At 60.0% G+C, this 25567-nt stretch carries 23 protein-coding genes; 14 read left to right on the top strand and 9 right to left on the bottom strand.

Annotation, left to right across the window (positions count from 1 at the left end; all coding sequences use genetic code 11):
* Position 1: 1 nt before the first annotated feature.
* From AC1DHT_RS01835 to fdhA, 6 genes are all read left to right on the top strand, one after another.
* A complete protein-coding gene (locus AC1DHT_RS01835; RefSeq protein WP_019693993.1) occupies positions 2-1252 on the top strand; it encodes a sarcosine oxidase subunit beta in 1251 nt (416 codons plus the stop codon).
* 14 nt (positions 1253-1266) lie between these two features.
* A complete protein-coding gene (locus AC1DHT_RS01840; RefSeq protein ID WP_427545894.1) occupies positions 1267-1596 on the top strand; it encodes a sarcosine oxidase subunit delta in 330 nt (109 codons plus the stop codon).
* Positions 1593-4610, top strand: a complete 3018-nt coding sequence (locus tag AC1DHT_RS01845) for a sarcosine oxidase subunit alpha (protein ID WP_427545892.1) — start codon at positions 1593-1595, stop codon at positions 4608-4610. The genes AC1DHT_RS01840 and AC1DHT_RS01845 overlap by 4 nt, the downstream gene beginning before the upstream one ends.
* Before the next feature lie 166 nt (positions 4611-4776).
* Positions 4777-5409 carry a sarcosine oxidase subunit gamma gene (locus AC1DHT_RS01850; protein ID WP_427545890.1) on the top strand — a complete coding sequence of 211 codons (633 nt, stop codon included), beginning with the start codon at positions 4777-4779 and terminating at the stop codon, positions 5407-5409.
* Between the two features lie 149 nt (positions 5410-5558).
* On the top strand, positions 5559-6416 hold the full coding sequence (purU, locus tag AC1DHT_RS01855) for a formyltetrahydrofolate deformylase (protein ID WP_427545888.1): 858 nt from the start codon (positions 5559-5561) through the stop codon (positions 6414-6416).
* 209 nt (positions 6417-6625) lie between these two features.
* Positions 6626-7825, top strand: a complete 1200-nt coding sequence (fdhA, locus tag AC1DHT_RS01860; RefSeq protein ID WP_019580688.1) for a formaldehyde dehydrogenase, glutathione-independent — start codon at positions 6626-6628, stop codon at positions 7823-7825.
* 191 nt (positions 7826-8016) lie between these two features.
* On the opposite strand, the gene AC1DHT_RS01865 is transcribed toward fdhA, so the two are convergent.
* The 3 genes from AC1DHT_RS01865 to AC1DHT_RS01875 are packed head-to-tail and all read right to left on the bottom strand — an operon-like array spanning position 8017 to position 9967.
* Positions 8017-8691, bottom strand: a complete 675-nt coding sequence (locus AC1DHT_RS01865) for an anti-sigma factor (RefSeq protein ID WP_427545886.1) — start codon at positions 8689-8691, stop codon at positions 8017-8019.
* The gene (locus tag AC1DHT_RS01870; RefSeq protein WP_427545884.1) at positions 8688-9320 is read right to left on the bottom strand and encodes a sigma-70 family RNA polymerase sigma factor; all 633 of its coding nucleotides are present in this window, start codon (positions 9318-9320) and stop codon (positions 8688-8690) included. Before AC1DHT_RS01870 ends, AC1DHT_RS01865 begins: the two co-directional genes overlap by 4 nt.
* Positions 9321-9373: 53 nt before the next feature.
* Positions 9374-9967, bottom strand: a complete 594-nt coding sequence (locus tag AC1DHT_RS01875) for a fasciclin domain-containing protein (RefSeq protein WP_427545882.1) — start codon at positions 9965-9967, stop codon at positions 9374-9376.
* A gap of 224 nt (positions 9968-10191) precedes the next feature.
* Between AC1DHT_RS01875 and AC1DHT_RS01880 the strand changes: the two genes are divergently transcribed.
* A complete protein-coding gene (locus AC1DHT_RS01880) occupies positions 10192-10755 on the top strand; it encodes a DUF2780 domain-containing protein (protein WP_427545880.1) in 564 nt (187 codons plus the stop codon).
* A gap of 211 nt (positions 10756-10966) precedes the next feature.
* Positions 10967-11530, top strand: coding sequence for a DUF2780 domain-containing protein (locus AC1DHT_RS01885; protein WP_427545878.1), 564 nt, complete (start codon positions 10967-10969; stop codon positions 11528-11530).
* Here the strand turns inward: AC1DHT_RS01885 and AC1DHT_RS01890 are convergent.
* Positions 11489-12418, bottom strand: a complete 930-nt coding sequence (locus AC1DHT_RS01890; RefSeq protein ID WP_427545876.1) for an acyltransferase — start codon at positions 12416-12418, stop codon at positions 11489-11491. The genes AC1DHT_RS01885 and AC1DHT_RS01890 overlap by 42 nt on opposite strands.
* Before the next feature lie 315 nt (positions 12419-12733).
* Here AC1DHT_RS01890 and rloA2 point away from each other — a divergent pair, with 315 nt between their 5' ends.
* From rloA2 to creD, 4 genes are all read left to right on the top strand, one after another.
* Entirely contained in the window at positions 12734-13237 is a 504-nt protein-coding gene (gene rloA2, locus AC1DHT_RS01895) for a retropepsin-like aspartic peptidase RloA2 (RefSeq protein ID WP_427532504.1), read from the top strand.
* Positions 13238-13296: 59 nt separating this feature from the next.
* Positions 13297-13977 carry a two-component system response regulator CreB gene (gene creB, locus AC1DHT_RS01900; protein WP_427545874.1) on the top strand — a complete coding sequence of 227 codons (681 nt, stop codon included), beginning with the start codon at positions 13297-13299 and terminating at the stop codon, positions 13975-13977.
* Positions 13977-15398: a two-component system sensor histidine kinase CreC gene (gene creC / locus AC1DHT_RS01905; RefSeq protein ID WP_427545872.1), complete on the top strand. Its 1422-nt coding sequence runs from the start codon at positions 13977-13979 to the stop codon at positions 15396-15398. The genes creB and creC overlap by 1 nt, the downstream gene beginning before the upstream one ends.
* Before the next feature lie 118 nt (positions 15399-15516).
* Positions 15517-16878: a cell envelope integrity protein CreD gene (creD, locus tag AC1DHT_RS01910; protein ID WP_427545870.1), complete on the top strand. Its 1362-nt coding sequence runs from the start codon at positions 15517-15519 to the stop codon at positions 16876-16878.
* Positions 16879-17006: 128 nt separating this feature from the next.
* On the opposite strand, the gene AC1DHT_RS01915 is transcribed toward creD, so the two are convergent.
* From AC1DHT_RS01915 to AC1DHT_RS01925, 3 genes are all read right to left on the bottom strand, one after another.
* On the bottom strand, positions 17007-17636 hold the full coding sequence (locus AC1DHT_RS01915) for a glutathione S-transferase (RefSeq protein WP_054594356.1): 630 nt from the start codon (positions 17634-17636) through the stop codon (positions 17007-17009).
* A gap of 187 nt (positions 17637-17823) precedes the next feature.
* Positions 17824-18531, bottom strand: coding sequence for a 3'-5' exonuclease (locus tag AC1DHT_RS01920; RefSeq protein WP_427545868.1), 708 nt, complete (start codon positions 18529-18531; stop codon positions 17824-17826).
* Complete coding sequence (locus AC1DHT_RS01925) at positions 18528-20468, bottom strand: putative nucleotidyltransferase substrate binding domain-containing protein (RefSeq protein WP_427545866.1); 1941 nt, start codon at positions 20466-20468, stop codon at positions 18528-18530. The genes AC1DHT_RS01920 and AC1DHT_RS01925 overlap by 4 nt, the downstream gene beginning before the upstream one ends.
* A gap of 252 nt (positions 20469-20720) precedes the next feature.
* On the opposite strand from AC1DHT_RS01925, the gene AC1DHT_RS01930 reads away from it, so the two are divergent.
* On the top strand, positions 20721-21167 hold the full coding sequence (locus tag AC1DHT_RS01930) for a response regulator (RefSeq protein ID WP_427545864.1): 447 nt from the start codon (positions 20721-20723) through the stop codon (positions 21165-21167).
* 64 nt (positions 21168-21231) lie between these two features.
* Here the strand turns inward: AC1DHT_RS01930 and AC1DHT_RS01935 are convergent, their stop codons facing one another.
* Complete coding sequence (locus AC1DHT_RS01935) at positions 21232-23409, bottom strand: malate synthase G (protein ID WP_477761221.1); 2178 nt, start codon at positions 23407-23409, stop codon at positions 21232-21234.
* Positions 23410-23883: 474 nt separating this feature from the next.
* On the opposite strand from AC1DHT_RS01935, the gene AC1DHT_RS01940 reads away from it, so the two are divergent.
* Complete coding sequence (locus tag AC1DHT_RS01940) at positions 23884-24402, top strand: glycine cleavage system transcriptional repressor (protein ID WP_427545607.1); 519 nt, start codon at positions 23884-23886, stop codon at positions 24400-24402.
* A gap of 224 nt (positions 24403-24626) precedes the next feature.
* On the opposite strand, the gene rarD is transcribed toward AC1DHT_RS01940, so the two are convergent.
* The gene (gene rarD, locus AC1DHT_RS01945) at positions 24627-25514 is read right to left on the bottom strand and encodes an EamA family transporter RarD (RefSeq protein WP_427545609.1); all 888 of its coding nucleotides are present in this window, start codon (positions 25512-25514) and stop codon (positions 24627-24629) included.
* Positions 25515-25567: the final 53 nt, after the last annotated feature.

Below are 25567 nucleotides of genomic sequence, written 5' to 3' on the forward strand. Positions count from 1 at the left end.
TATGCAACGCTACTCAGGCTTCGGCCTCTTCAAACACTCCCTCAGCCACCACGAAAACTGGCAGCGGATGTGGCGCACGCCGACTCCGAAAAAAGTCTACGACGTGGTTATCGTCGGCGGCGGCGGGCATGGTCTGGCGACCGCCTACTACCTGGCCAAAGAACACGGCATCACTAACGTGGCCGTGGTMGAGAAGGGCTGGCTGGGCGGCGGTAACACCGCGCGCAACACCACCATCGTGCGTTCCAACTACCTGTGGGACGAGTCGGCCCACCTGTACGAACACGCGATGAAACTCTGGGAAGGTCTGTCCCAGGACCTGAACTACAACGTGATGTTCTCCCAGCGTGGCGTCTACAACCTGTGCCACACCCTGCAGGACATTCGTGATTCCGAGCGTCGGGTCAGCGCCAACCGCCTCAACGGCGTCGATGGCGAACTGCTCACCGCTCAGCAAGTGGCTGACGAGATTCCGTACCTCGACTGCTCGAAAAACACTCGCTACCCGGTGATGGGCGCTACCGTCCAGCGTCGCGGCGGCGTGGCCCGTCACGATGCCGTGGCCTGGGGCTTTGCCCGTGCGGCCGATGCCTTGGGCGTGGACCTGATCCAGCAGACCGAAGTGATCGGTTTCCGCAAGGAAAACGGTGTGTGCATCGGTGTTGAAACCAACAAGGGCTTCATCGGCGCCAAGCGCGTCGGTGTCGTCACCGCGGGTAACTCCGGGCACATGGCCAAACTGGCCGGTTTCCGTCTGCCGATCGAATCCCACCCGCTGCAAGCGCTGGTGTCCGAGCCGATCAAGCCGATTATCGACAGCGTGATCATGTCCAACGCCGTACACGGTTACATCAGCCAGTCCGACAAGGGCGACCTGGTAATCGGTGCCGGTATCGACGGCTACAACGGCTACGGCCAGCGCGGTTCGTACCCGGTGATCGAGCACACCATCCAGGCCATCGTCGAGATGTTCCCGGTATTGTCCCGCGTACGCATGAACCGCCAGTGGGGCGGCATCGTCGACACCACGCCGGACGCCTGCCCGATCATCTCGAAAACGCCGGTACCGAACATGTTCTTCAACTGCGGTTGGGGCACCGGTGGTTTCAAAGCGACTCCAGGCTCGGGCAACGTGTTTGCCGCCAGCCTTGCCAAGGGTGAAATGCACCCATTGGCTGCACCTTTCTCCATCGACCGCTTCCACAGCGGTGCGTTGATCGATGAACACGGCGCTGCTGCGGTCGCCCACTAACAGGAGAAATCCCTATGTTGCACATCTTCTGTCCTCACTGCGGCGAACTGCGCTCCGAAGAGGAATTCCATGCATCCGGCCAGGCGCACATCCCGCGCCCACTGGACCCGAACGCCTGCACCGACGAGGAGTGGGGCGACTACATGTTCTTCCGTGACAACCCTCGCGGGTTGCACCACGAGCTGTGGGATCACGTTGCCGGTTGCCGTCAGTATTTCAACGTCACCCGTGACACCGTGACCTACGAGATTCTCGAAACCTACAAGATCGGCACCAAGCCGCAGTTCACCGACAAGACTGAAAGTCCGAAAGCGGCCGCGCAGGCTCTGGGAGCGAAGGTATGAGCCAGATCAATCGCCTGTCCAACGGTGGACGGATCGACCGCAACAAAGTCCTGAGCTTCACCTTCAACGGTCAGGTTTACAAGGGCTTTGAAGGCGACTCCCTGGCCGCTGCATTGCTGGCCAACGGCGTCGACATCATCGGTCGCAGCTTCAAGTATTCGCGTCCTCGCGGGATCTTCGCCGCAGGCGCTGAAGAGCCGAACGCGGTGCTGCAGATCGGTGCTACCGAAGCCACGCAAATTCCTAACGTGCGCGCCACTCAACAGGCGCTGTACCAGGGGCTCGTCGCCACCAGCACCAACGGCTGGCCGAGCGTGAACAACGACATGATGGGGATTCTCGGCAAGGTCGGCGGCAAGCTGATGCCACCGGGCTTCTACTACAAAACCTTCATGTACCCGCAATCGTTCTGGATGACCTACGAGAAGTACATTCGTAAGGCCGCAGGTTTGGGGCGTTCGCCGACCGAAAACGATCCGGACACCTACGACTACATGAACCAGCACTGCGACGTGCTGATCGTTGGCGGTGGCCCGGCCGGCCTGGCGGCTGCCCTGGCGGCTGCGCGCAGCGGCGCCCGAGTGATTCTGGCCGATGAGCAGGAAGAGTTTGGCGGCAGCCTGCTCGACTCCCGTGAAAGCCTCGACGGCAAACCCGCCACCGAGTGGGTCGCCAGTGTCATTGCCGAGCTCAAAAACACCCCTGACGTGTTGGTGTTGCCTCGTGCGACTGTCAACGGTTACCACGACCACAACTTCCTGACCATCCACGAGCGCCTCACCGATCACCTCGGCGACCGCGCACCGATTGGCCAGGTTCGTCAGCGTATCCACCGGGTTCGCGCCAAGCGCGTGGTGCTGGCGACCGGTGCTCACGAGCGTCCGCTGGTCTATGGCAACAACGATGTGCCGGGCAACATGCTCGCCGGTGCCGTCTCGACTTATGTGCGCCGTTACGGCGTAGCTCCAGGCAAAAAACTGGTGCTGTCGACCAACAACGATCACGCCTACCGCGTGGCGCTGGACTGGCTCGACGCCAGCCTGCAAGTGGTGGCCATCGCTGATGCACGGAGCAATCCTCGCGGTGCGCTGGTAGAAGAAGCGCGCGCCAAAGGCATCCGTATCCTGACCGGCAGTGCCGTCATCGAAGCACGCGGCAGCAAGCGCGTCACCGCTGCTCGTGTTGCCGCGATCGACGTCAAGGCGCACACCGTCACCAGCCCTGGCGAGTGGCTTGAATGCGATCTGGTTGCCAGTTCCGGCGGCTACAGCCCGGTGGTTCACCTGGCGTCGCACTTGGGTGGCAAACCGATCTGGCGTGAAGACATCCTCGGTTTCATCCCGGGTGAAGCACCGCAAAAACGCGTCTGCGTGGGCGGCATCAATGGCGTCTACAGCCTCGGCGATTCCCTGGCCGACGGTTTTGAAGGCGGCGTGCGCGCGGCCAGCGAAGCCGGCTTCAAAGCGGTCGAAGGCGTCCTGCCAAAAGCCCTGAGCCGTGTGGAAGAACCGACTCTGGCGCTGTTCCAGGTGCCGCATGAAAAGGCTACCGCACGTGCGCCGAAGCAATTCGTCGACCTGCAGAACGACGTCACCGCGGCCGCCATCGAGCTGGCGACCCGCGAGGGCTTCGAGTCGGTCGAGCACGTAAAACGTTACACCGCACTGGGCTTCGGTACTGACCAGGGCAAGCTTGGCAACGTCAACGGTCTGGCCATCGCCGCCCGTTCGCTGAACGTGACCATCCCGCAGATGGGCACCACCATGTTCCGCCCGAACTACACGCCGGTGACTTTCGGTGCGGTAGCCGGTCGTCACTGTGGGCACATCTTCGAGCCAGTGCGTTACACCGCACTGCACGCCTGGCACGTGAAGAACGGTGCCGAGTTTGAAGACGTCGGTCAGTGGAAACGTCCTTGGTACTTCCCGAAAAACGGTGAAGACCTGCATGCCGCCGTCAAGCGCGAATGCTTGGCCGTGCGTGAAAGCGTTGGCCTGCTGGATGCCTCGACACTCGGCAAGATCGACATTCAAGGCCCGGATGCGCGTGAGTTCCTCAACCGCGTCTACACCAACGCCTGGACCAAGCTCGACGTGGGCAAGGCTCGCTACGGCCTGATGTGTAAAGAAGACGGGATGGTCTTCGACGACGGCGTTACTGCATGCCTCGCCGACAACCATTTCGTGATGACCACCACCACCGGCGGCGCTGCACGCGTGCTGCAATGGCTGGAAATCTACCACCAGACCGAATGGCCAGACCTGAAGGTGTACTTCACCTCGGTTACCGACCACTGGGCGACCATGACCCTGTCCGGGCCGAACAGCCGCAAGCTGCTCAGCGAAGTGACCGACATCGATCTGGACCGGGACGGCTTCCCGTTCATGACCTGGAAAGAAGGTTTGGTCGGTGGCGTTCCGGCGCGGGTGTTCCGGATTTCGTTTACCGGTGAGCTGTCGTACGAAGTCAACGTGCAGGCCGACTACGCGATGGGCGTCCTGGAAAAAATCGTCGAGGCTGGCAAGAAGTACAACCTGACGCCGTACGGCACTGAAACCATGCACGTCCTGCGGGCCGAGAAGGGTTTCATCATCGTCGGCCAGGACACTGACAGCTCGATGACCCCGGACGACCTGAACATGGGCTGGTGCGTCGGTCGCACCAAACCGTTCTCGTGGATCGGCTGGCGTGGCATGAACCGTGAAGACTGTGTGCGTGATCAGCGCAAACAGTTGGTCGGCCTCAAGCCGATCGACCCGACCAAATGGCTGCCGGAAGGTGCGCAACTGGTGTTCAACACCAAGCAAACGATCCCGATGAGCATGGTCGGTCACGTGACCTCCAGCTACGCCCACAACTCCCTTGGCTACTCGTTTGCCATGGGTGTGGTCAAAGGCGGCTTGAAGCGCATCGGCGAGCGCGTGTTCGCGCCGTTGGCCGACGGCAGCGTGATCGAAGCGGAAATCGTTTCTTCGGTGTTCTTCGATCCGAAAGGCGATCGCCAGAACATCTAGTGGCCTCGAATCCTGTGGGGTGGCAGCTGCACCGCGTTGACTGCATCGCGAGCAGGCTCGCTCCCACAGGAGATCGCGTAACCCTTGTGGGAGCGAGCCTGCTCGCGATGGCGGCAGAGTTGCCACCACCAGGGCCGGAACCAACAGAATTCAAGACAGGTGCTTTATGACCACAGCCAACGTTTACCAACAGCGCCCAACCACTGGGGCAAAGGCCGAGTCGTCGCTGCACCACGCGGGCCTGCAAAGCCTGGTGGGCAAGGGCCGTAAAAACGCCGGTGTCACCGTGCGTGAGAAAAAACTCCTGGGTCACCTGACCATTCGTGGCGATGGCCACAATCCGGCATTCGCCGCTGGCGTGCACAAGGCCCTGGGCCTTGAGCTGCCGGTCGCGCTGACCGTGGTCGCCAAAGGCGAAACCAGCCTGCAATGGATGGGCCCGGACGAGTGGCTGCTGATCGTGCCGAGCGGTGAAGAATTCGCCGCCGAGAAAAAACTGCGCGAAGCACTGGGCGATCTGCATATCGCCATCGTCAACGTCAGCGGTGGCCAACAGATTCTTGAACTGAGCGGCCCGAAAGTCCGCGAAGTGCTGATGAAGTCCACCAGCTACGACGTGCACCCGAACAACTTCCCGGTAGGCAAAGCCGTGGGCACGGTGTTCGCCAAGTCGCAACTGGTGATCCGCCATACCGCTGTAGACACCTGGGAACTGCTGATCCGTCGCAGTTTCTCGGATTACTGGTGGCTGTGGTTGCAGGATGCGGCTGCCGAGTATGGCCTTAGCGTTCAGGCCTGATCTGTGGCGAGGGAGCTTGCTCCCGCTGGGCTGCGCAGCAGCCCCAATGCCATCTATAGCATTCCGCCAGTGAGACCGAATCCGTAGATTTACGACTGCTACGCAGCCGACGGGAGCAAGCTCCCTCGCCACAAAGGAGTCACCGCACTATGAGCCGCGCCCCAGACACATGGATTTTGACTGCCCATTGCCCAAGCGTCCTGGGTACGGTGGATGCGGTGACCCGCTTTCTGTTCGAACAGGGTTGCTACGTCACCGAGCACCACTCTTTCGATGATCGGCTTTCCGGCCGCTTCTTCATTCGCGTGGAGTTCCGTCAGCCCGACGCCTTCGACGAACAGACGTTCCGCACAGGCCTGGCCGAACGGACCGATGCCTTCAGCATGGTGTTCGAACTGACCCCGCCGCACCATCGGCCGAAAGTGGTGATCATGGTCTCCAAGGCTGATCACTGCCTCAACGATTTGCTCTATCGCCAGCGCATCGGCCAACTGGCGATGGATGTGGTCGCGGTGGTGTCCAACCACCCGGACCTCAAGCCGCTGGCCGACTGGCATGGAATTCCCTATTACCACTTCCCGCTCGACCCCAACGACAAGCCCTCGCAAGAGCGGCAGGTCTGGCAGGTGATCGAAGAGTCCGGTGCAGAGCTGGTGGTGCTTGCGCGCTACATGCAAGTGCTGTCGCCAGAGCTGTGCCGCAAGCTCGACGGTAAGGCGATCAACATTCACCACTCGTTGCTGCCCGGTTTCAAAGGCGCCAAGCCGTATCACCAGGCGTACAACAAGGGTGTGAAACTGGTGGGCGCCACGGCGCACTACATCAACAACGACCTCGACGAAGGCCCGATCATTGCCCAAGGCGTGGAAGCGGTGGATCACAGCCATTACCCCGAAGACCTGATTGCCAAGGGTCGGGATATCGAAGGGCTGACGTTGGCCCGGGCGGTGGGTTATCACATTGAACGGCGGGTGTTTTTGAACGCCAATCGCACCGTCGTTCTTTAAATCGTCATCGCGAGCAGGCTCGCTCCCACAGGAGTTTGTTTCAACACTCGGATCTTAGTCACACCAAAGATCCACTGTGGGAGCGAGCCTGCTCGCGATGGCGTCATAACAGGCAATACGAAACACACAGGCAATAAACCCGAGCAATTAACGCGCCGCCGGTTTTTGGCGACGCGACCGCTACATAAAAACAACAGCGAGGTGAAAGCATGTCTGGTAATCGTGGTGTGGTGTATCTCGGCGCTGGCAAGGTCGAAGTACAGAAAATCGACTATCCAAAAATGCAGGACCCGCGCGGCAGGAAGATCGAGCACGGCGTCATCCTGCGCGTGGTATCCACCAATATCTGTGGTTCCGACCAGCACATGGTGCGTGGTCGCACCACGGCCCAAACCGGTCTGGTACTGGGTCACGAGATCACGGGTGAAGTGATCGAGAAGGGCAGCGGTGTCGAGAACCTGCAGATCGGCGACTTGGTGTCGGTACCTTTCAACGTTGCCTGTGGCCGTTGCCGTTCGTGCAAAGAGCAACATACTGGCGTCTGCCTGAGCGTTAACCCGGCGCGTCCGGGTGGTGCCTATGGTTATGTCGACATGGGTGACTGGACCGGTGGCCAAGCCGAATACGCGTTTGTGCCGTATGCCGACTTCAACCTGCTGAAACTGCCGGATCGCGACCGGGCCATGGAAAAAATCCGTGACCTGACCTGCCTCTCCGACATCCTGCCCACCGGTTACCACGGCGCAGTGACTGCCGGCGTTGGCCCTGGCAGCACCGTGTACGTCGCCGGCGCCGGCCCGGTTGGCCTGGCAGCTGCCGCTTCCGCTCGCCTGCTGGGTGCTGCGGTGGTGATCATCGGTGACGTCAACCCGATCCGCCTGGCCCATGCCAAGGCTCAGGGTTTCGAAATCGCCGACCTGTCGACAGACACCCCACTGCACGAACAAATCGCTGCACTGTTGGGCGAACCGGAGGTGGACTGCGCCGTCGATGCCGTAGGCTTCGAAGCTCGCGGTCACGGCCATGCCGGGGTGAAACACGAAGCACCGGCCACCGTACTCAACTCGCTGATGGGCGTGGTTCGGGTTGCCGGCAAAATCGGTATCCCTGGCCTGTACGTGACAGAAGATCCGGGTGCCGTCGACGCCGCCGCGAAAATGGGCAGCCTGAGCATCCGCTTCGGTCTGGGCTGGGCCAAATCCCACAGCTTCCACACCGGCCAGACCCCGGTGATGAAGTACAACCGCCAGTTGATGCAGGCGATCATGTGGGACCGCATCAAGATTGCCGACATCGTGGGTGTCGAGGTTATCAGCCTTGATGACGCACCACGTGGTTACGGCGAATTCGATGCTGGCGTACCGAAGAAGTTTGTGATCGATCCGCACAAGTTGTTTAGTGCGGCGTAAGGCTTAGGGCAAGACGGAAAAAAGGGCGACAGTGATGTCGCCCTTTTTTGCATTCATGACAGCGCATCCCCTGTGGGAGCGAGCCCGCTCGCGATAGCAGTGGGTCAGTCAACGCTCATATGGAATGAGCTATCGCCATCGTCGGAACGCCGCCCGGAGCCGGCTCGCTCCCACAGGTTTTGTGCCTTGATTCAGAGTCCCGCCAACGCCCCTTGATACAAAACCGGCCCCGTCGGTTGTCCGGTCGGCGAACCGCCTTCAGGTTCAAGGCTGACTGCCAGCGCTATCGGTTTACCCAGCAGCGCATGCTGTTTTTCGCTCAATGCGACCCGTCCTTTACCGCCCGCCGGGATCACGCCCAGGGAAATCGGTTTGCCATCCGCTGGAACCGCCCACAACTCGAGGCTGTGTCCGGTGGCGACGGTGGCCAGGGCCAGCGGTTCGACTTGCAGATAGTCGTTGTGAGCCTTGATTCGCAAGGCAGGCTGCGCGCTGGCGCTGAGTAAGGTGGCGCTGTACTGGCTGCTGTCGCGGTTGTAGAGAATGCCCAGCGTCACGGCCACCAGCAGCGAGCAGACGGCCACCGTTATGCGCAACCAGTTCCAGAACGGACGCTTGGCCGGCACGTGCAGTTCTTGCGGCTCGATCCGCGCATTGATGGCTGTCCATACCCGGTCGGGCACGGGCACTTCCACCAAGGGTTCGTTGAGGCTGGTCAGGCTCTCTTGCCACTTGGCCAGTTCAACGCGCAACTCGGCGTCGTCGAGCAGCAGCTGTTCGAAGCGACGGCGCGCGGCGGTGGGCATCAGGCCAATCGCGTAGTCGGCGGCGAGGGCGCGGCGCAAGCGCTGGGTTTGATAGTTCATGATTCAAGGCACCTGCGCAGGCGCTCCATGCCACGGCGAATCCAGGACTTGACCGAGCCCAATGGTGCCGCCAGATGATCGGCCAGTTCAGCGCAGGACAAACCCTGAAAGTAKGCCACGGTGATCGATTGACGCTGCATGCCTTCAAGGGTCTCCAGGCAGCGCTTCAGTGCGCGGGCTTCACGGTCGCTGCTGAGTAGCTCCTGGGCCGAGGGCGCTTCGTCGACCAATGCCTGTTCTTCCCGTTCGCTGAGGCGGCGGTCGCGGTGTTTGCGTAACTGGTCGATGGCCTGGTTGCGGGTGATGTTGATCATCCAGGTCATCGGCGCCGACAAATGCGCCTGGTAGCGCGAGGCGTTGTTCCAGATGCGCACGAAACTTTCCTGCAGCACTTCTTCGGCCAGGTCGCTGCGCCCCATGAAGTGCAGCGCCACACCATGCAGGCGCGGTGCAACGCTGCGGTAGAGCGTCTCGAACGCACGGCGGTCACCCAGTGAACATTGGGCGAGCAGCTGTCTGAGCGGTTCGGCGTCGGCGGTGGAAATGACCGTTCTCCAAGTAATCCCGGTTGGTATGCGCTGTCGGTTGCAGGCTGAGGTTAGTTCACGGCACGTTGTTGTTCCATTCACGGCGACAGCCCTCAAGGCACGCCGGCCCTGATCCCCAGGGCCGGCGTCAGCGCTTAGCTTTTCGGCATCAGCACTTTGTCGATGACTTGAATCACGCCGTTGGATTGGTACACGTCATAGGTCGTGATGTCGGCGGTGGCGCCTTTTTCGTCCTTGAGGGTGATGTTGTGCGGGCCGTTCATCGTCACCCACAGCTTGCCGCCGCTGACGGTGGTGAGTTCGGCTTTACCGCCGCCGGCCTTGATCTGCTGGGCCAGCGCCGCCATGTCGAGTTTGCCGGCGACCACGTGGTAGGTAAGGATGTGGCTCAGCGTGGCTTTGTTGGCAGGTTTGAGCAGGGTATCGACGGTGCCGGCGGGCAGGGCGGCGAACGCCGCGTTGACCGGTGCGAACACGGTGAACGGGCCTTTACCCTTGAGGGTATCGACCAGACCGGCGGCTTTTACCGCGGCGACCAGAGTGGTGTGATCCGCCGAGTTTACGGCGTTATCGATGATGTCCTTGCTTGGCATCATGGCTTGTCCGCCAACCATCACAGGGTCGTGGCTCATGTCTGCCGCATGCACGCTGTTGAGGGGCAAACCGCAGGTCACGACCAGGCTCAGCAGGCTGGCGATCAACGGGGTTTTAATCGTAGTGCGCTTCATGGTGATTGTCCTAGTAGGGGAATCGGCCAGGAATGTCTGTCCGTGCTTGATATACGCAGAGGGTCAGAGATCGGATGCAGCGCAGGAAAAATATTTATCGGCTAGATTTCACGCAAGCCGGTGCGGCGCACAATGGCCGGGAACAATTAATGTCGCGACCAGTTTAACGGCTGGTTTCCACCACCTGATTGCAGGTGGTTTTCAGGGTTCAGGAGTTGGTTTCGATGAAGATTTCACGCGGTTTTGCTTTGGCTTCGCTCATGACGCTGGCGACCAGCCCGGTCTTCGCTGCAGGCTTCAGCCTGAACGATGTGGCCGGTGCCGTGTCCGGTATGCAGGGCAGCGACAAGACGGCTGCCGCCGCACCGACCCCGCAGGCAGCAGGCTTGTTGAGTGCACTGAGTTCGCTGAACGTCACACCGGAGCAGGCGATTGGTGGTACGGGAGCCATGTTGGGGCTGGCGAAGAATCAGTTGGGCGCGGCCGATTATTCCCAGTTGACCAATAAAGTGCCGGGTCTTGATCAGCTATCGGGCAGCAATGCATTGGGCAGCCTGGGTGGCTTGAGCGGTCTGCTCAGTGGTTCGCCGGGTAAGTCGACAGGCCTGGACAGCACCTTGGACAACGTCAAGAACACCAGTGACCTGAACAACGCCTTCACCGCGCTGGGCATGGACAGCGGCATGATCGGCCAGTTTGCCCCGATCCTGCTGCAATACCTCGGTCAGCAGGGCGTTGGCGGTTCGCTACTCAACAGCCTCGGCGGGATCTGGGGCGTCGGCGGCTGATTCAACCCGCTCGGCGCGCAAGGCGTCGATGCGTGACTCCTTCTCGGTCCAGAACTGGATGGCCCGGTTCTGGACGCTCTGGCGAAACGCCTGATCGTTGCAGTGCTAAAAAGGGTGGCGTGACCACGGAACAATGCCTGACCCATTCCGGTCAAACCAGCAGTTTTCCGCCCGCATTCGGGTGGCTTTCAGGGTTCAGGAGTTGGTTTCGATGAAGATTTCACGCGGTTTTGCTTTGGCTTCGCTCATGACCCTGGCGACCAGCCCGGTCTTCGCTGCCGGCTTCAGCCTGAACGATGTGGCGGGTGTAGTGTCCGGCATGCAGGACGGCGATGAGACGGCTGCCGCTGCACCGACCACGCAGGCAACAGGCCTGTTGAGCGCGCTGAGTGTGCTGAACGTGACCCCGGAACAGGCCATCGGAGGCACGAGCGCCATGCTGGGTCTGGCGAAGAACCAGTTGAGCTCGACCGATTATTCGCAGTTGACCAAAGACGCGCCGGGGCTGGGCATGTTGTCGGCTGGCGGTGGCCTGGGCATGCTTGGCGGACTGCTCGGTGGCTCGTCCGGCAAGTCGTCGCCCCTGGACAGCGTTTTGGGCAACCTGGACGGCGTGAAGAACACCAATGACCTGAACAGCGCCTTCAGCGCGCTGGGCATGGACGGCGGCATGATCGGCCAGTTCACCCCGATCCTGCTGCAATTCCTCGGTCAGCAGGGGGTGGGCGGTTCGCTACTCAATAGCCTTGGCGGGATCTGGGGCGCCGACGGCTGATTCAGCCCGCTCGGCGCGCAAGGCGTCGATGCGTGAGTCCTTCTCGGTCCAGAGCTGGTTGACCCAGTTCTGGACGCTCTGGCGAAACGCCGGATCGTTTTCGTAATCACCCTGCCACAACGTCGGATCCAGCTCGCGGGTCTTGATGTCGATGATCACCCTTGGCACTGCACCGCTGATCAGATCCCAGAAACCCGGAATCTTCGCCTGTGGATACACCACGGTCACATCGAGCACCGCATCCAGCTGTTCACCCAGCGCCGCCAATACAAACGCCACGCCGCCGGCCTTGGGCTTGAGCAAGTGCTTGAACGGCGATTGCTGTTCGGTGCGTTTGGCTGGTGTGAAGCGAGTGCCTTCCAGGTAATTGACCACACTTACCGGCTGGCGCTTGAACAACTCGCAGGCGGCTTTGGTGATCTCCAGGTCCTTGCCGTGCAGTTCCGGATACCGGGCGAGAAAAGCTTTGCTGTAGCGCTTCATGAACGGGTAATCCAGCGCCCACCAGGCCAGGCCCAGAAACGGCACCCAGATCAGCTCTTTCTTCAGGAAGAATTTGAAGAACGGCGTGCGCCGGTTGAGGGTCTGGATCAGCGCCGGGATGTCGACCCAGGACCGGTGATTGCTGATCACCAGGTAAGAGGTGTCGACCCGCAGGCCTTCGCCGCCGCGAATGTCCCATTGCGTGGGGATGCACAGGGCGAAAATCAGTTTGTCGATTTCGGCCCAGGTCTCGGCGATCCACATCACCGCCGCGCTGGCATCATCACGAAAGCGCCCCGGCAAGAGCAGTTTCAGCAGGGCAAACAGCATCAACGGGCCGAACAGGACCAGGGTGTTGAGCAACAGCAGCAAGGTGACGAAACAGCCGGTGAGCAGGCGGCGCATAAATAACTCTTGTAAGCGTTTGGGCGCGCAATGATAAGCAGCTTCGGCCTGGAGGCCAAACCGACAGATGACAAATGTTTCACTTCGCGAGCGATAAGCTCGATCAGAATTCAACTGATCAGATAATCATGGTGTTGGTAACGGCCTCATCGCGAGCAGGCTCGCTCCCACATGGGGGTTTTCGGTGTGCATAAGATCTGCGACACACATGAGATTACTTGTAGGAGCGAGCCTGCTCGCGATGCGATTTGGAGAACGAATCCCAGACTGACGGTCTAAAATCCCGCTGTCCCTCTTTCGAAGGAAAACCATTACGTGAAATCCATCCTCGCATTGTTAGCCCTTGTGGCCCTGCCGGTCATGGCAGCTGAGCCGACCCTTTATGGTCGTTACGAATACATCAAGTTGCCGGAAATCGGTGGTCAGGTCCTCAAGGCCAAGATGGACACCGGCGCGCTGACGGCGTCCCTGTCGGCCAAGGACATCGAAACCTTCACCCGCAATGGCGAAGACTGGGTGCGCTTCCGTCTGGGCACCAAGGATGCGAGCAACAAGGTCTTCGAACACAAAGTCTTGCGCATCAGCAAAATCAAAAGCCGCGCTGACGAGGAAGATGACAAGGACACGGCGGACGTCGCCAAGCGTCCGGTCGTCGAACTGGAACTGTGCCTTGGCAGCATCAAGCGCACGGTCGAGGTTAATCTGACCGACCGCAGCAGTTTCAATTATCCGCTGCTGATCGGTGCCAAGGCATTACGTGAGTTTGGTGCGGCGGTGAACCCGGCCAGACGCTTTGTCGCGGATAAGCCTGACTGCTGATTGACGCCGAATCAGCCTTGGGGCACCGTTCGCCCACTTAATTGCCGGGCTTGGATGCCATGCCTCATATCCTGATTGTCGAAGACGAAGCGGCAATTGCCGATACGCTGATTTTTGCCTTGCAGGGCGAAGGCTTCACCACCACGTGGTTGAGCCTCGGCGCGGCGGCGCTCGAGCATCAGCGCATGACACCTGCAGACTTGATCATTCTGGATATCGGGCTTCCGGATATCAGCGGCTTCGAGACCTGTAAACAGTTGCGGCGCTTCAGCGAAGTGCCGGTGATGTTCCTCAGTGCCCGCGACGGCGAGATCGATCGGGTCGTGGGGCTGGAGATCGGCGCCGACGATTATGTAGTCAAGCCATTCAGCCCTCGGGAAGTCGCGGCGCGCGTCCGGGCGATTCTCAAACGCATGGCGCCGCGCGCGGTGAACGAGTCGTCCAGCGCCGTGTTCCAGATCGACACCGACCGCGTGCTGATCAGCTATCGCGGTCAACCCCTGGGCTTGACCCGCCACGAATTCCGTCTGCTGCAGTGTTTACTGGAGCAACCCGAGCGAGTCTTCAGCCGCGAGCAGTTGCTCGATGCGCTGGGAGTCGCCGCCGATGCGGGTTACGAGCGCAGCATCGACAGCCACATCAAAAGCCTGCGCGCCAAGTTGCGTCTGGTGGCTGCCAGTGCGGAGCCGATCCAGACTCACCGTGGCCTCGGTTACAGCTATAGCCCGGGGAATAGCTGATGCCGTTGGGAATCCGGATTTTCCTGGTCTATGTATTGTTCATCGGCCTGACCGGTTACTTCGTGCTCAACACGGTGATGGAAGAAATCCGCCCCGGCGTTCGACAGTCCACCGAAGAAACCCTGGTGGACACCGCCAATCTGATGGCCGAAATCCTGCGTGACGACTTCAAGGCTGGCACCCTCAACCAGAATCGCTGGCCCGAGTTGCTCAAGGCTTACGGCGAGCGGCAGCCGGCGGCGACAATCTGGGGGTTGCCGAAAAATTCGGTCAACCACCGTATCTACGTCACGGATGCCAAAGGCATCGTGGTGCTGGACTCCAGCGGCGTAGCAGTGGGCCAGGACTATTCGCGCTGGAACGATGTGTACCTGACCTTGCGCGGCGAATACGGCGCACGTTCGACCCGCAGTATCGCTGACGATGCCACTTCTTCGGTGATGCACGTTGGCGCGCCGATCCGCGATAACGGGCAGATCATCGGCGTGGTCACCGTGGCCAAGCCCAACAGCTCATTGCAGCCTTACGTCGACCGCACCGAACGTCGATTGCTTTGGTACGGCGCCGGGTTGATCGGCCTCGGCTTGTTGTTCGGTGCGGCGTTGTCCTGGTGGCTGAGTGTCGCATTACGGCAGTTGACCGCTTACGCCCAGGCGGTCAGCGAAGGTCGACGGGCCGAGCTGCCGCACTATCGCGGCGCAGAGCTGGAGCAACTGGCCACGGCGGTGGAGCGCATGCGCACGCAACTGGAAGGCAAGGCTTACGTCGAGCGATACGTGCATACCCTGACCCACGAACTGAAGAGCCCGTTGGCGGCGATTCGCGGTGCCGCCGAGTTGCTGCAAGGCGAGATGCCGGCAACACAACAACAGCGCTTTGTCCGCAATATCGACAGCGAAAGTGCACGGATGCAGCAGTTGATCGAGCGCTTGCTGAACCTGGCGCAGGTCGAGCAGCGCCAAGGGCTGGAAGAGCGTGTACCGGTGACGTTGGCAGCATTGGTCGATGAGTTGCTCAGCGGTCAGCATGCGCGTATCGAGCGCAAGCAGTTGAAGATCGAAAAACAGATTTCAACCGATCTGGATGTGCTGGGCGAGCCGTTCTTGCTGCGTCAGGCGCTGGGCAATCTGCTGGAGAACGCTCTGGATTTCTCCCCGTCCCACGGCGTCTTGAGCTTCACCGCCGAACGGCATGCCGGGCAGGTCGAATTCAAACTGTTCAATCAGGCCGAACCGATTCCGGATTACGCTCTGGGGCGTTTGAGCGAACGCTTCTATTCACTGCCACGCCCGGACAGTGGACGTAAAAGTACCGGCCTTGGGCTTAACTTCGTTGAAGAAGTAGTCAAGTTGCATGGGGGTGAATTGCATGTCGGCAATGTGCCGGGCGGCGTCGAGGTGACGTTGCGTCTGCCCAGATAATCGTTCCCACGCGGAGCGGGAACGATTATTAGCTTCTCCACACACTCTCCACATTCCCCCCATAAAACCCTCACACCCATCTTCCAGACTCTCCCTCATTCGAACAGGGAGAGAACCCATGAACCGCAGCTTGGCCATAAAACTTGGGGCAATTGCCCTTCTGATAGTGCTGTTGATGATCCCGTTGCTGATGATCAGCGGGGTGATTTTTGACCGTCAGCAACTGCGCAACGGTGTCCTTGAGGACATCGCCCGTAGTTCCAGCTACAGCCAGCAATTGAGCGGGCCGCTGATGGTGGTGCCGTATCGCAAGGTGGTCCGGACCTGGAAAACCAACGAAAAAACCAGTGAGCGTTATCAGGAAACGACTCAGGAACGGGGGCGACTGTATTTCCTTCCTGAACGTTTCGAACTCGATGGCCAGGTTCAAACCGAACTGCGCGCCCGTGGCATTTACGAGGCGCGGCTGTTTCACGCGGATAACCGGATCAGCGGGCACTTCTCTATCCCGGAGCACTTGGGCATCAAGGAGGACTTTTCCGACTACCAGTTCGACCAGCCGTTCCTGACCGTGGGCATCAGCGATATTCGTGGCATCGAAAACGCCTTGAAGCTTGAGCTCGATGACCAAAGCCTGGACTTTGTTCCAGGTACGCAAGTGGACTGGCTGGGCGAGGGCGTGCACGCCAGGTTGCCGATGCTGGATGCGAACAAAGCCACAGAGCTGGCCTTCGGTTTTGACCTGCGTCTGCAAGGCACCGGTCAGTTGCAGATCACCCCGGTGGGTAAAACCAGCAAAGTCAGTTTGAAAGCCAACTGGCCGCATCCGAGCTTTATCGGCAACTACCTGCCGGCCCAGCGTGAGATAAGTGCTGAAGGTTTCAGCGCCAATTGGCAGACCTCGTTCTTTTCCACCAATCTGGAAGAGGCACTCAATAGCTGCTTGTCCCATTCCAGCTGTGAAGAGTTCAAAAGCCGCAGTTTCGGCGTCAGCTTCATCGACCCGGTGGATCAGTACCTCAAAAGCGATCGGGCGATCAAATACGCGCTGCTGTTTATCGTGCTGACCTTTGCCGGGTTCTTTCTTTTCGAAGTGCTGAAAAGCCTCGCGGTACACCCGGTTCAATACGCCTTGGTGGGTGTGGCGCTGGCGTTCTTCTATCTGCTGCTGTTGTCGCTCTCCGAGCACATCGGCTTTGCCCTGGCGTATCTGCTGTCGGCCGCTGCCTGCGTGTTGTTGATCGGTTTCTATGTTTGCCATGTGCTGCGCAGTGCACGCCACGGGTTGAGTTTTTCGGCGGGGTTGGCGGCGCTCTACGGTTTGCTTTACGGCTTGTTGAGTGCCGAGGATTACGCGCTGTTGATGGGCTCGCTGCTGTTGTTCGGCTTGCTGGGCGTGTTTATGGTGCTGACCCGTAAACTCGACTGGTACGGGATTGGCCAGGGCAGGATTGCCAAGCCAGAGGTGGTGTATGAGTAGGTCGCTGGGGTTGCGCGAGGATCAGTTGCAGGGTGAATGGCTGGCGGTGCAGATTGCCGGGTTGTTTACGGCGGAGCAGGGTGATGCCCTCATCGGCAAGCCCCGCTCCCTCAGGTCAGCCGGTGCTGCTAAACCTTCGGCACGGTCGCCAGCATCGACGGCCGCTGGCTTACTTCGGCATACCAGGCGCTGAGTTGCGGATTGCTCTTGCGCCATTCCAGGTCCGGGTGACGCAAATCCAGATAACCCAAGGCGCAGGCAACGCTGATGGCCGCGACGTCGAAATGGCTGGTCAGCTCGGCGATGGCGTCGGCTTCCAGCACCGCCAAGGCCCGGCGGATCTTGTCGCGCTGGGCGTCGAGCCATTGGTCCCAGTGTTTCTCCGGGGCGCGCAGGGCGAGTTCATAACGGATCAGCACCGCGGCGTCCATGATCCCGTCGGCCAGCGCGGCCAGGGTCAGGCGCCGCCAGCGCGCCGTGCCTTCACGAGGGATCAGCGGATTACCGACATGTTGCTGATCGAGGTATTCGAGGATCACCCGGCTGTCGTATAACACGTTACCGTCGTCCAGGCGCAGCGCCGGAATCTTGCCCAGCGGGTTGTCCTGGTTCAACGCGGCATCAGGGCTGACCGGGGTCAATTGGCTGTGTTGCAGCGCCACGCGGTCCAGTTGACCGGTTTCATGCAGCAGCACCATCACTTTACGCACGTAAGGCGAAGCAGGGTTGTGGAACAAGGTCATGCTGGGGGCGGACATGGACATTCCTCGGCTGTATTCAGGGATCATGGGGCAGAGGTCTAGCCTAGTAAGTTCCGGCGCGGCTGGCGAGGGTTTAGTGGTGCTGACAAGATCGCCATCGCGAGCAGGCTCGCTCCCACAGGTATATAGGTGCTCTTGTGGGAGCGAGCCTGCTCGCGATGGCGTTGCAACAGGCGCTGAACACCTAGAAGGAATGGCTTTGCTGCCGGCGTTTCCACTGGCTCAAGCGCTGTTGCAGATTCAGCGGGCTGTGAATCTGCTGCGTTCGCGCGCGGTTGAACAGGATCAACACTAACTCAGCGGTGGCCATGGCGTCGGCGCTGGCGTTATGGCGTTCGAAGACTTGCAGCTTGAACCAGTTGATCCAGTCGTCCAGCCCGGCTTCGCGGATGTTCGCCTGTGGGCACAGCAGTGGCGCCATGTCGGCTACATCAAGGAAAGGATGCTGCAAGCGATAACCCAGGCTGTCCTTCAAGGCGCGACCGAGCATGTGCTGGTCGAACGGCGCATGAAACGCCAGCAATGGACTGTCACCGACAAACTCCATGAAATCCAGCAAGGCGTCCCGCGGATCGCTGCCAGCGGCAATTGCGCTGGGCCCCAAACCATGAAGCAACACGCTAGGCCCGAGTTTATGGTCGTTGCGCTGCAAGGTTCGCTCGAACTGCTGACTGAAATCGATCGCGCCGTCTTCGATCACCACGGCTCCGATCGACAGCACCACGTCCTTGTTCAGGTTCAGCCCGGTGGTTTCCAGATCGACGACCACCCAACGTTGCTCGCGCAGGCTGCATTCGCCCAGCGTCGGAGCGCTTGGCAGTTGGTCCAGGCGCTGTTGCTGCGCGGCGGTCAATGTCGGCCCGGCGGGGCGCAGCCATGAAAACAGCTTCATAGCTGATACCGCAGGGTCAGGCTGCTTTGCAGGCGTTGAGCCTGGCGCAGGGACTCACGCAGGATGCGCCGGTCCAGATGATTCAGGCTGTCCGGATCGACCCGATTGGAATAGGGCAAGTTCTCACGGGTCTGTCGCTGATGCTGCTGCATGCGGGTTTGCTGGATGAAGTGATAGGCCTCTTCATAGGCCGCACCGTCCAGCGGGTCGATGACTTCTTTGGCCACCAGTTGACGAAAGCGCTCCAGGGTATTGTTGACCCCGATACCATGGGCCAGCGCCAATAGCCGGGCACCGTCGACAAACGGGGTCAGCCCTTGGACTTTCAGGTCGAGGGTGGCTTTTTCACCGTTCTTTTTCTCCAGCACGAACTCGCGGAAGCGCCCAACCGGCGGGCGTTGGCGCAGGGCGTTCATGGCCAGCATGCGCTGGAACAGCCGATTGTCTGCCACCTGATCGAGAATCGCGCGGCGCAATTGTTCGCAGCCTTGCTCATCGCCCCAGACCACCCGCAGGTCGAAGTAGATACTCGACCCGAGCAAATTCTCCGGCGTTGCTTCGCGGATAAACGCCGCGAATCGCCGCGCCCATTCTGCACGGGACAAACACAGCTGCGGGTTGCCAGCCATGATATTGCCCTTGCACAGGGTAAAGCCGCAGAGCGCCAGGCTCTGATTGATCTGCTGGGCGATCGGCAACAGCTTGCTGCGAATCTCGGCCGCCTGCACCGCATCGCGCGCCTCGAAGAGAATGCCGTTGTCCTGATCGGTGTACAGCGTCTGCTCGCGGCGGCCTTCGCTGCCGAAGCACAGCCAACTGAACGGTATGCCGGGGTCGCCTTTATCGGCCAGCGTCAGCTCGATGACCCGGCACACGGTGTGATCGTTGAGCAAGGTGATGATGTGGGTGATTTGGGTCGAGGATGCGCCATGGGCGAGCATGCGTTCGACCAGTTGGCCGATTTCACCGCGCAGCGCCACCAGGTTTTCCACCCGGGGCGCACTGCGAATGGTGCGTGCCAAATGCACCAGATCGACGCGTTGCAGGGAAAACAGGTCGCGTTCCGAGACCACGCCGCACAACCGTTGGTCTTTCACCAGGCAGACGTGGGCGATGTGCCGTTCGGTCATGGCAATGGCCGCATCGAACGCGCTGTGGTCCGGCGTCAGGAAGAACGGCGCGTGGATCATGTGCCGGTCGATGGGCTGATTGAAGTCACTGGTGCCATCGGCGACCACCTGACGCAAATCGCGCAGGGTGAAAATCCCCAGCGGGGCTTTCTGTTCATTGACCACCACAATGCTGCCGACCTGTTGCTCGTGCATCAGGGTCACGGCTTCACGCAGCGGGGTCGCAGGGCTACAGGTCACGGGATGGCGCATGGCCAATTCGCCGAGGCGGGTATTGAGCGAGTACTGGGTGCCGAGGGTTTCCACGGCTTTTTGCTGGACTTGCTGGTTGACCTGATCCAGCAGGCTGCTGACGCCGCGTAGGGCAAAGTCGCGAAACGTGCTGGAAAGGGCGAACAGCTTGATGAAGGCCTGCTTGTTCAGTTGTAGGCAAAAGGTGTCTTCAGCGGCCAGGTGCTCGGTGCGGGTTGCGCGCTCGCCCAGCAGTGCGGCGAGGGGGAAACACTCACCGGTGGTGATTTCAAAGGTGGTTTCGGTGCCGCCCTTGGCCGTGTGCGGACGTTCGCCGACCACCCGGCCCTGTTTGACGATGTAAAAATGCTCAACCGGTCCGTCCGCAGGCTTGATGATGCTCTCGCCCGGACCGTAGAAGCGCAATTGGCATTGTTCGACCAGATAGGCCAGGTGCGCGTGTTCCATCTGGTTGAACGGCGGGAAACGCTGAAGGAACTGCAAGGTGCCCTGGATGTTCTGCAGCACCGCTGTTTTCCCTGCCTGGGTGAAGGCATCCGCTTTACTCATAACCATTACCGCAGTCTTTTTCGATTTGTTGTTGTCGGAGTCACTGCTATGGTCGGCCCCTGTGCGAAGAGTGCCCATTGGACGTAAGTCTAGGTAACGGTGCAGGAAGCGAAATTTCGGAAATACCCTACGCTATTAATGCGCAAAACCGCTGGTTAGCCTACTTGGAAAACTATTCGGCAAAGCGCACATTTAAGTTCTGCTTAGCGATGTCCGACCATGGTGCTAGGGGATTAATCCGAATATGTAGAGAGATTTATGTCCGACCACGATATTTTGAGCGATGCCGAGCGTGAAGCGTTGAGTGCAGTCATGCACGAACCGGATTTGCCGGCACAACGTGTGCTGATCGTCGACGACGACAAGGACACACGTGAGCTGCTTTCGGAAATTCTTGCGCTTGATGGCATCCGCTGCATGACGGCAGCCAGTGGCGAAAGCGCACTCAAACTGTTGGACTCGAACAAGTCGATCGGGTTGCTCATCACTGATCTGCGAATGCGTCACATCGATGGTCTGGAACTGGTCCGTGAAGTGCGTGAGTCGGAACGGGCGGCGTTGCCGATCATCATCGTTTCCGGTGACGCCAAAGCCCGGGATGTCATTGATGCCATGCACTTGAGCGTGGTGGATTTTCTGCTCAAGCCCATCGACAGCAAAGAGCTGTTGGCGCTGGTCAAGCATCAGTTGGGGATGAACGTGTGAGTCTGTTTCAAATAAAAAAGCCCTGATCTCTCGATCAGGGCTTTTTCATGTCGCTAACGCTTATTCACAGGCCATTGGCAGCCTTGAACTCGCGACGGCGACGGTGCAGGACCGGCTCGGTGTAGCCGTTTGGCTGCTTGGTGCCTTCGATCACCAGTTCGACCGCCGCCTGGAAGGCGATGTTGCTGTCGAAGTTCGGTGCCAGCGGACGGTACAGCGGGTCGTTGGCGTTCTGGCGGTCAACCACCGGGGCCATGCGCTTGAGGGTTTCCAGCACCTGGGCTTCGCTGACGATGCCATGACGCAGCCAGTTGGCGATGTGCTGGCTGGAGATGCGCAACGTTGCACGGTCTTCCATCAGGCCGACGTCGTTGATGTCCGGTACTTTCGAACAGCCCACGCCCTGGTCGATCCAGCGCACCACATAACCGAGGRTGCCCTGGGCGTTGTTGTCCAGTTCATTCTGGATCTGTTCCGCCGTCCAGTTGGGGTTGTTTGCCAGCGGGATGGTCAGGATGTCGTCCAGCGATGCGCGAGCGCGCTTGGCCAGTTCGGCCTGACGGGCGAACACATCAACCTTGTGGTAATGCAGCGCGTGCAGCGCAGCGGCGGTCGGCGAAGGCACCCAGGCGGTGTTGGCGCCGGCCAGCGGGTGAGCGATTTTCTGCTCGAGCATGGCGGCCATGAGGTCGGGCATGGCCCACATGCCTTTACCGATTTGCGCGCGACCTTGCAGGCCAGTGCTCAAACCGATGTCGACGTTCCAGTTTTCGTAGGCGCTGATCCACTTTTCAGCCTTCATGTCAGCCTTGCGCACCATCGCGCCGGCTTCCATGGACGTGTGGATTTCATCACCGGTACGGTCGAGGAAGCCGGTGTTGATGAAGACCACGCGCTCGCTGGCAGCCTTGATACAGGCCTTGAGGTTGACCGTGGTACGCCGCTCTTCGTCCATGATGCCGACTTTGAGGGTATTGCGCGGCAACTCGAGCACGTCTTCGATGCGCCCGAACAGTTCGTTGGTGAACGCCGCTTCTTCCGGACCGTGCATTTTCGGTTTAACGATGTAGACCGAACCGGTACGGCTGTTCTTGCGGGTGGTGTTGCCGTTAAGGCTGTGCAGCGCTGCGAGGTTGGTGACCAGGCCGTCGAGGATACCTTCCGGCACTTCGTTGCCATTCTTGTCGAGGATCGCGTCGATGGTCATCAAGTGGCCCACATTGCGCACGAACAACAGCGAGCGGCCGTGCAGGCTCAGTTCGCTACCGTCCGGGGCGGTGTAGGTGCGGTCGGCGTTCATGGTGCGGGTGAAGGTCTTGCCACCCTTGGCGACTTCTTCCGACAGATCGCCTTTCATCAGGCCGAGCCAGTTGCGGTAGATCACCACTTTGTCATCGGCATCGACGGCGGCCACGGAGTCTTCGCAGTCCATGATGGTGGTCAGTGCGGCTTCCATCAGCAGGTCTTTTACGCCGGCGGCGTCGGTCTGGCCGACCGGTGTGCTGGCGTCGATCTGGATTTCGAAATGCAGGCCGTTGTTTTTCAGCAGGATCGCGGTCGGCGCCGCCGCATCGCCGTGGAAGCCGATCAGCTGTGCGTCGTTGCGCAGGCCGCTGTTGCTGCCACCCTTGAGGCTGACAACCAGTTTGCCGTCAACGATCTTGTAGCCGGTGGAATCAACGTGAGAGCCGGCAGCCAAGGGCGCGGCTTCGTCGAGGAAGGCGCGGGCGAAGGCGATGACCTTGTCGCCGCGAACCTTGTTGTAACCTTTGCCTTTTTCCGCGCCGTCGGCCTCGCTGATGGCATCAGTGCCATACAGCGCGTCGTACAACGAACCCCAGCGGGCGTTCGAAGCGTTGAGGGCGAAGCGGGCGTTCATGACCGGAACCACCAGCTGTGGGCCGGCCATACAGGCGATTTCGTCGTCGACGTTTTGCGTCGTTGCCTGGAAATCGGCCGCTTCTGGCAGCAGATAACCGATGTCTTGCAAGAAGGCTTTGTAGGCCACAGCGTCATGCGCAAGACCAGCACGGGACTGGTGCCAGGCATCGATTTTCGCCTGGAGGTCGTCGCGTTTGGCGAGTAGGGCTTTGTTCTTCGGCGCCAGGTCGTGAATGACCTTGTCGGCACCGGCCCAGAACTTGTCGGCGGTGAGGCCGGAACCGGGAATGGCTTCGTTGTTCACGAAGTCGAACAGGACTTTGGCGACCTGCAGGCCACCGACTTGAACGTGTTCAGTCATTGCTTGCCTCACTCTGCTCAGCTATTTCGCTTTTCAGCTCTTCAATTTGACAATGAAGCCTCTGGCCATTTAAACCACAAACCCCTCTACCAGTACATGCCATTGCTGGCGGCTGGGTGGTTCCAATCAACGGCGTAAAGTCTTGCTGACGGGGCTTTGAGGGTTGCGATGGCGCCTGGGCAGACATCGATCCAACGTTATGTAGTGCGCGCTGCGGCATACTACATGATGAATTGCGGTTGTGAAAATTAGACTAATTACGTCGTTTAGCGACCCGGCCAGGCTGTCCGGTCACGCCGGGGGACAGGATGTTCTCAAAAAACTATTGGATTGTTCCAGATAAATCTAAAAACTTGTACACATAATATTGAATTCACTGCTATGGGGCTTTGATTTTTTTGCTGCCGCGCTGAATTGGGTCCCTTGCCTATACTTGCCTTTCTATAACAAAAGTCATGACAAGAGGGCTGCGCCATGGACCACCTCGTACTCACCGTATTCGCCCCGGACAAGCCCGGCCAGGTCGAGCGCATCGCCCAATGCATTGCCGAGCATGGTGGTAACTGGCTAGAGAGCCGCATGTCACGGATGGCCGGGCAGTTTGCCGGGATCCTTCGGGTGGGCGTGCCAGCCGAGGGTTATGACGAACTGGTCGATGCACTTCAGGCGTTGTCCGCTCAAGGGATTCGGGTGTTGATCGCCGAAAGCGGTATCGAACAATCCTGCACCTGGAAGCCGATTGCCATGGAGCTGGTCGGTAATGACCGACCAGGAATCGTCCGTGACATCACGCGTTTGCTGAGTGAGCAGGGGGTCAACCTTGAACGCTTGGTAACCGACGTACGCCCGGCGCCGATGAGCAGCGAGCCGCTGTTCCACGCCGAAGCGATTCTTGCGGTACCGCTGACCCTTTCCCTCGAGGTGCTGCAGTCGCGGCTGGAGACCTTGGCTGATGATTTGATGGTGGAGTTGGTACTGCGTAGCGAGCCGTAAAGCGGGAGGAAAGGTTATCCAAGTAAAGCGTGCACCTGCCTGTGGATAACCTGTAGAGACTCGACGCCAGCCCACGCCGGCCAAGGCTCTTCAGGAGTTGTTCAAAAAACCAGCAGTTTCAAGGGCTTGTGCACAAACGGCGGGGATCACGCTGTGGATAACCTTGGGAAGGATGCTTGCAGGCCACGTCGGTCGTGGCCTGCAAGGCTTTGTGCGTTTTTTGATCAGCGGCGACGACGCAAACTCATCCAGGCGTCGATGCTGTAAACCGCCAGACCTGCCCAGATAAACATGAAGGCCACCAGCGTGGTGGACGACAGATGCTCGCCGAACAGCAGTACGGCTTGCAGCAGCACCAGCGTTGGCGCCAGGTATTGCAGGAAGCCGAGGGTGGTGTAGGGCAGATGCCGAGCAGCAGCGTTGAAACAGACCAGCGGCACCAGCGTTACCGGGCCGGCAGCGACCAGCCACCACGCTTCGGACGTAGTCCAGAACGCTGCTTGCGCGCTGGTAGCGGTTGGATTGAAGAGCAGCCAGGCAAGGGCAATCGGTACCAGCATCCAGGTTTCCACTACCAGCCCGGGCAATGCTTTGACCGGAGCCTGTTTGCGGATCAATCCGTAGAAGCCGAAGGTCAGCGCCAACACCAGCGACACCCACGGCAGGCTGCCGAGTTGCCAGACTTGCTGCGCGACGCCAACGGCGGCCAGCCCGACGGCGACCCATTGCAGACGTCTCAAGCGTTCGCCAAGGATCAGCATTCCCAGCAGCACGTTCACCAGCGGGTTGATGTAGTAACCGAGACTGGCCTCAAGCATGCGTCCGTTATTCACCGCCCAGACGTAGGTCAGCCAGTTGGCGGCAATCAATGTGCCGCTCAGCGCAAGGACTGCCAGCCGCCGTGGGTTCTCACGCAGTTCACGCCACCAGCCCGGATGCTTCCAGACCATCAGCAGCAAGGCGCCGAACAGCGCTGACCAAAGTACCCGGTGGATGATGATTTCTACGGCAGGTACGTCGGCGATGGCTTTGAAGTAGAGCGGGAATAATCCCCAGATGATGTAGGCACTCAGGCCCAATATGTACCCGCGACGCAGGTTGGCGGCTTGCATGCAGAATCCTTGCTTAGGCAGCTAACAAAGGGGGGATTGTAAGGAGATTTGTC

It is taken from the genome of Pseudomonas sp. 05N432 (genome assembly GCF_056396945.1).

What these genes read in the sequence shown, in the direction of transcription:
- AC1DHT_RS01940 (WP_427545607.1), top strand. Translation starts at nt 23,884, where the DNA reads ATGGACCACCTCGTACTCACCGTATTCGCCCCGGACAAGCCCGGCCAG.
- AC1DHT_RS01850 (WP_427545890.1), top strand. Translation starts at nt 4,777, where the DNA reads ATGACCACAGCCAACGTTTACCAACAGCGCCCAACCACTGGGGCAAAG.
- AC1DHT_RS01890 (WP_427545876.1), bottom strand. Translation starts at nt 12,418, where the DNA reads ATGCGCCGCCTGCTCACCGGCTGTTTCGTCACCTTGCTGCTGTTGCTC.
- AC1DHT_RS01845 (WP_427545892.1), top strand. Translation starts at nt 1,593, where the DNA reads ATGAGCCAGATCAATCGCCTGTCCAACGGTGGACGGATCGACCGCAAC.
- AC1DHT_RS01840 (WP_427545894.1), top strand. Translation starts at nt 1,267, where the DNA reads ATGTTGCACATCTTCTGTCCTCACTGCGGCGAACTGCGCTCCGAAGAG.
- rarD (WP_427545609.1), bottom strand. Translation starts at nt 25,514, where the DNA reads ATGCAAGCCGCCAACCTGCGTCGCGGGTACATATTGGGCCTGAGTGCC.
- AC1DHT_RS01925 (WP_427545866.1), bottom strand. Translation starts at nt 20,468, where the DNA reads ATGGTTATGAGTAAAGCGGATGCCTTCACCCAGGCAGGGAAAACAGCG.
- AC1DHT_RS01880 (WP_427545880.1), top strand. Translation starts at nt 10,192, where the DNA reads ATGAAGATTTCACGCGGTTTTGCTTTGGCTTCGCTCATGACGCTGGCG.
- creD (WP_427545870.1), top strand. Translation starts at nt 15,517, where the DNA reads ATGAACCGCAGCTTGGCCATAAAACTTGGGGCAATTGCCCTTCTGATA.
- fdhA (WP_019580688.1), top strand. Translation starts at nt 6,626, where the DNA reads ATGTCTGGTAATCGTGGTGTGGTGTATCTCGGCGCTGGCAAGGTCGAA.
- AC1DHT_RS01920 (WP_427545868.1), bottom strand. Translation starts at nt 18,531, where the DNA reads ATGAAGCTGTTTTCATGGCTGCGCCCCGCCGGGCCGACATTGACCGCC.
- AC1DHT_RS01865 (WP_427545886.1), bottom strand. Translation starts at nt 8,691, where the DNA reads ATGAACTATCAAACCCAGCGCTTGCGCCGCGCCCTCGCCGCCGACTAC.
- AC1DHT_RS01915 (WP_054594356.1), bottom strand. Translation starts at nt 17,636, where the DNA reads ATGTCCGCCCCCAGCATGACCTTGTTCCACAACCCTGCTTCGCCTTAC.
- creB (WP_427545874.1), top strand. Translation starts at nt 13,297, where the DNA reads ATGCCTCATATCCTGATTGTCGAAGACGAAGCGGCAATTGCCGATACG.
- AC1DHT_RS01930 (WP_427545864.1), top strand. Translation starts at nt 20,721, where the DNA reads ATGTCCGACCACGATATTTTGAGCGATGCCGAGCGTGAAGCGTTGAGT.
- AC1DHT_RS01885 (WP_427545878.1), top strand. Translation starts at nt 10,967, where the DNA reads ATGAAGATTTCACGCGGTTTTGCTTTGGCTTCGCTCATGACCCTGGCG.
- purU (WP_427545888.1), top strand. Translation starts at nt 5,559, where the DNA reads ATGAGCCGCGCCCCAGACACATGGATTTTGACTGCCCATTGCCCAAGC.
- creC (WP_427545872.1), top strand. Translation starts at nt 13,977, where the DNA reads ATGCCGTTGGGAATCCGGATTTTCCTGGTCTATGTATTGTTCATCGGC.
- AC1DHT_RS01875 (WP_427545882.1), bottom strand. Translation starts at nt 9,967, where the DNA reads ATGAAGCGCACTACGATTAAAACCCCGTTGATCGCCAGCCTGCTGAGC.